The sequence below is a fragment of the Mycobacterium sp. genome, assembly GCF_032162105.1.
Classification (GTDB): Bacteria; Actinomycetota; Actinomycetes; order Mycobacteriales; family Mycobacteriaceae; genus Mycobacterium.
Genome location: NZ_JAVRPS010000455.1, coordinates 1 through 4,058, shown reverse-complemented (window position 1 = coordinate 4,058; position 4,058 = coordinate 1). Strand labels below are relative to the sequence as shown.

At 64.9% G+C, this 4,058-nt stretch carries 3 protein-coding genes; all 3 read right to left on the bottom strand.

The window, feature by feature from the left end; all coding sequences use genetic code 11:
- Positions 1 to 1,051 precede the first annotated feature (1,051 nt).
- The 3 genes from QOC69_RS23430 to QOC69_RS23420 all read right to left on the bottom strand — a co-directional run bounded on the left by QOC69_RS23430 (position 1,052) and on the right by QOC69_RS23420 (position 3,836).
- Positions 1,052 to 2,116: an ABC transporter substrate-binding protein gene (locus tag QOC69_RS23430; RefSeq protein WP_526444080.1), complete on the bottom strand. Its 1,065-nt coding sequence runs from the start codon at positions 2,114 to 2,116 to the stop codon at positions 1,052 to 1,054.
- A 50-nt stretch (positions 2,117 to 2,166) separates the two neighbouring features.
- Positions 2,167 to 2,946 (bottom strand): ABC transporter permease, encoded by a 780-nt coding sequence (locus tag QOC69_RS23425; RefSeq protein ID WP_526444082.1) that lies wholly within the window; start codon positions 2,944 to 2,946, stop codon positions 2,167 to 2,169.
- Positions 2,947 to 3,056: 110 nt separating this feature from the next.
- Positions 3,057 to 3,836: an ABC transporter ATP-binding protein gene (locus QOC69_RS23420; RefSeq protein ID WP_526444078.1), complete on the bottom strand. Its 780-nt coding sequence runs from the start codon at positions 3,834 to 3,836 to the stop codon at positions 3,057 to 3,059.
- Positions 3,837 to 4,058 lie beyond the last annotated feature (222 nt).

The window sequence follows — 4,058 nt, the reverse complement described above, 5'->3', positions numbered from 1 at the left end:
ACGTCATACGCAATGCCGAACGACCTCCACGTCAGTGAACATCACGCACCGCTGGTCAACCACGAACACCGCCACCAACCTGGGGAGATGCGTTACCGCTACTTCCTGGGGGTCAAGTGGTCGCAGGTTCAAATCCTGTCAGCCCGACAGTGAAAAGAAACTCGCCGGCGAAGCCGAGCGAGTTTTTTCATGGTCGGGGGACGAGATGTTGACCCTGCGCCTCAACGACACGCCGCAGCGCGACCAGGGCAAGGGCACCGATCGTTCAGCCACCTCCCGTCGCGGCGATGGCAATCCAGGTCGAGGGGAACGGCCAAACCCGGTTCGAGGCAAGAACTCTGATCGTCGGCCATCGAACCAATCCACGGGGTCGATGGCGCAAGCGCTGCGTGATGCCGTTTTCGGCCGGTGACCGGTACGCCGACCGCCTCACCAGCTGCCTCGTCGATGCGAGTCCGGTCCCGACCACCTGCGGCACCCAGAACAAGCGGCCAAGCAGCGCGGCGATGGGCGGTGTCATGGACGCCCGAATTCCCAAGGTGTCGGCCACGACGGGGATGCTTCGCCGCGCGGGCCGCGCGGTTAGCGGTATCCCTTGGGCAGCGACGCTTTCAGGACCGGGCTAGCGACCGCCACCGGGATCGTCGTCGGCGCGGTCGTGGTTGAGCTCGTTTGTCCGACGGACATCGAGCCTTTCGCAACGGTACCGGTCTGCTCTTGTCCCCCCGCCCCAGCCAGTGCGCCGACGATGACCGCGACACTGGCGTCTATCACCACCGTTGGCGCGTTGACATGGTGAAACCGGTTCGACTCCATGTTGATCCTCCTGTGACGTAGGTTTCTTCATTCGGCCCGAACGTCTCGTCGTTATACGTTCTCGATGCTTAGCCGACGCTGTGAACGTGGCGCCGCCTGCAGGCATGGACTGGCGATTCAACGGCCGAGTTGGTTCGATTCGGCAGACATCTTGAACTGGTCTCCGCCTTCGCGAGGACGTCTCTATGCGTCGGCCTGTCGATGCCGAAAACGGTTGTGCCGCCCCGCGACTGGGTCAGGTCAGCGGTGTCGCGGCGGTGACGAACTCGTCGGTGAAGGTGGCGCCGGTGTCGATGGACTTGCCTTTCACGCCGGGGTTGAAGGCTGACAGCACGGCCAGGCAGGTCGGGGGTCCGCTCGGGGGCATGATGCCGGTGGGGTTGAAGATGGCCTTCTCGTTGTCCAGCGCTTGGGCGTAGGTGTCTTTGCCGACGCCGGCGTAGTAGGACGCGGGCATCATGTCGGCGATTTGGGCGCCGTTGTGACCCTGGATCCAGGCGAGGGTGGCGACGTAGGCGTTGACCAGTTTCTGTACGAGGTCCTTGTGGGAATTGACGTAATCGGTGGGCATGTACAGCGACGTCGCCGGGTACTCGCCGCCGAGCACGGCCTGCGCGCCCGCGGAGCTGCGCATGTCCAGCAGGATGTAGGCGTCACCGGAGGCCAGCGCCTGGGACACGGTGGGTTCGGTGGTCATGCCGCAGTCGATGGCCTTCTGGTGCAACGCGGCCAGGAAGGTCTGACCGGCGCCGACGCCGCGGCGGGTGGTCGTGCTGGGGTCGACCCCGGCCTTGGTGGTGATGTACTGGGTGAGGAAGTCGGTGGATGATCCGGTGTCGGTGATGCCCAGGGACCGGCCCTTCCAGTCGGCGGGGGACTTGACCTGTCCTTTCAGGTCGGTCCGGCACAGCTCGACCTCGCCGGGGTTCTGCAGCATCGAGACAACCGACTCGGTGGCCTTGCCTTTGCCCTGCAGCACGATGGTGTGGTCATAGAAGCCGCCGACGCCCTGCACCTGGCCGGCCAGCATGTTGGTGGTGGCATCGCCGCCGGCGGGTTCGTCGATCAGGCTGACCTTGACGCCCGCCTTCTCGTAGTAGCCGAGCTGCTGGGCGAGCATGTACGGCAGGTAGATCTGCTTGGACATGCCGCCGACCATGATCGTCAAGTCCGGGGTCCCGGTACCGGCCGCTGACCCCGCGGTCGAGCCGCCACCGGTGGCGTCGTTCGCGCAGCCGACGAGGGCGAGTACGCCGACGGTCGCGACGACGGCGAGCGCTTTCCATCGTGAGGGGTACATCGTGATTTCCTTCCGATCAAGGGGTGGGGAATGCAGGAACATGCGGGGCATCACACAGCTGTCATATCCGCGGAGCCCGACGGTGGGCGCCAGCGCAGGATGCGGTTCTCGAGCAGGGTGATGAGTGCTTCCGCGACCAGGGCGATGATGGCCACGATGACCATCCCGGCCAGCACGCCGTTCATGTCGAAGTTGTTCTGGGAACTTCTGATCAGCAGCCCCAGACCCTGGTCGGCGCCGAGGATCTCCCCGACCAGGGCGCCGATCAGGGCGAAGCCGAAGCTGATGTGCAGGCTGGCCAGAATCCAGGTGAACGCCGACGGAAGGACGACCTGCCGGGTGACCTGCAGCCGGGAAGCACCCAGAATCCGGGCGTTGGAGATCAGATTGCGGTCGACTTCGCGCGTTCCCTGGAACGCATTGAAGAAGACGCCGAAGAAAACCAACACAACGGCCAGCACGATCTTGGACTCCACGCCGAACCCGAAAGCCACGGTGAAAATCGACCCCAGAATGATGCGCGGAATGGAATTGGCGACCTTGATGAACGGAGACATCAGATCCGCCATCAGCCGGCTGCTGCCCAGGCCGACCCCGCCGATCACACCGAGCACCACGCCGATGACGAAGCCGTAGACGGCCTCCTGCAAAGTGACCCGGATCTGCGCACCGAGGGAGCCATGCGGGGTCCCGACGGTGACCCAGGTCTTGAGCGTGGCCCATACCTGGCTGGGTTCACCCCAGAAAAAGGGGTCGATGTTTTTGCTGTTCACACCCCATTCCCAGATCAGCAGCAGCACCACCACGATGCCCAGCCGGGCCACGTTCATCAGCACCCGGCGCCGCAGCCGCTGCGAGCGGGCCGATCGCGTCGGTCGCGCCGCCGGAGCATCCGCGTCGATGACCGTGTGGTCACTCAATGGCGGCGCTGCGCTCTCAGTCATGACGCCACCGCCTGGGTGGTGCGGGCGTACGCGGTCTCGACCTCGGAACGCAGGGCGTCCCAGATCTGTTCGTAGATAGCGACGAATTCCGGTTCGAACCGGATTTCCTGTGTACGTCGGGGTCTGGGCAGATCGACCTGGAACACCGACTTGATCGTTCCGGGGCCGGCGGTGAGGACTACCACCTTGTCGGCCAGCGCGATGGCCTCCTCCAGGTCGTGGGTCACGAAGATGACCGCGGGCCGGGTGAGCTCCCATAAGGACAGCAGTTCATCGGACATGATCGACCGGGTCTGGACGTCCAGGGCGGAGAACGGCTCGTCCATCAGCAGCACCTGCGGCTCGTTGATCAGGCTCTGCGCCAGGGCGACCCGTTTGCGCATCCCGCCGGACAGTTGGTGGGGGTACCGGTCCTCGAAACCGGCCAGCCCCACGCGGCGCAGCCAGTCCCGTGCACCGCTGTTGGCCTTGCTCCGGGATTGGCCACGGAAGCGCGGTCCGGCGGCGACGTTGTCCAGCACGCTCTTCCACGGGAAGACGGCATCCTGCTGGAACACGAACCCGACCCCGGGGGTGATACCCGACACCGGCTGGCCGGCGACCGTGACCGTGCCCGCCGATGGGCGCTCAAGGCCGGACACCAGGGTGAGCGTCGTCGACTTACCGCACCCCGTAGGCCCCACGACGGCGCAGAATTCGCCGGACTGGATCGTCAGATCGAAATCCCGCAGCGCGGTGAAGACCCCACCCTTCGGGGTTCGGAAACGTTTCGTCACGTTCCGCAACTCGATCGCCGGTGAGTGCCGGTCAGTGAGTGGTGATGGCACGGTCGATATGCTCATTGCGCCGAAGCTACGTGGCGCCGGTCACAGTTCCTCGGTTGTGCGCACAACCCGCGCAAGCAGTGATTTTGAGCTTTTGCGCATTCTGCTCACGGATGCGCTTAGGCTCGATCCATGGCCAAGAGGGGCCGACCGGCGGTGCGGCTGGGCACCCAA

Coding starts and splice junctions, on each gene's coding strand:
- QOC69_RS23430 (WP_526444080.1), bottom strand. CDS start 2,116: ATGTACCCCTCACGATGGAAAGCGCTCGCCGTCGTCGCGACCGTCGGC.
- QOC69_RS23425 (WP_526444082.1), bottom strand. CDS start 2,946: ATGAACGTGGCCCGGCTGGGCATCGTGGTGGTGCTGCTGCTGATCTGG.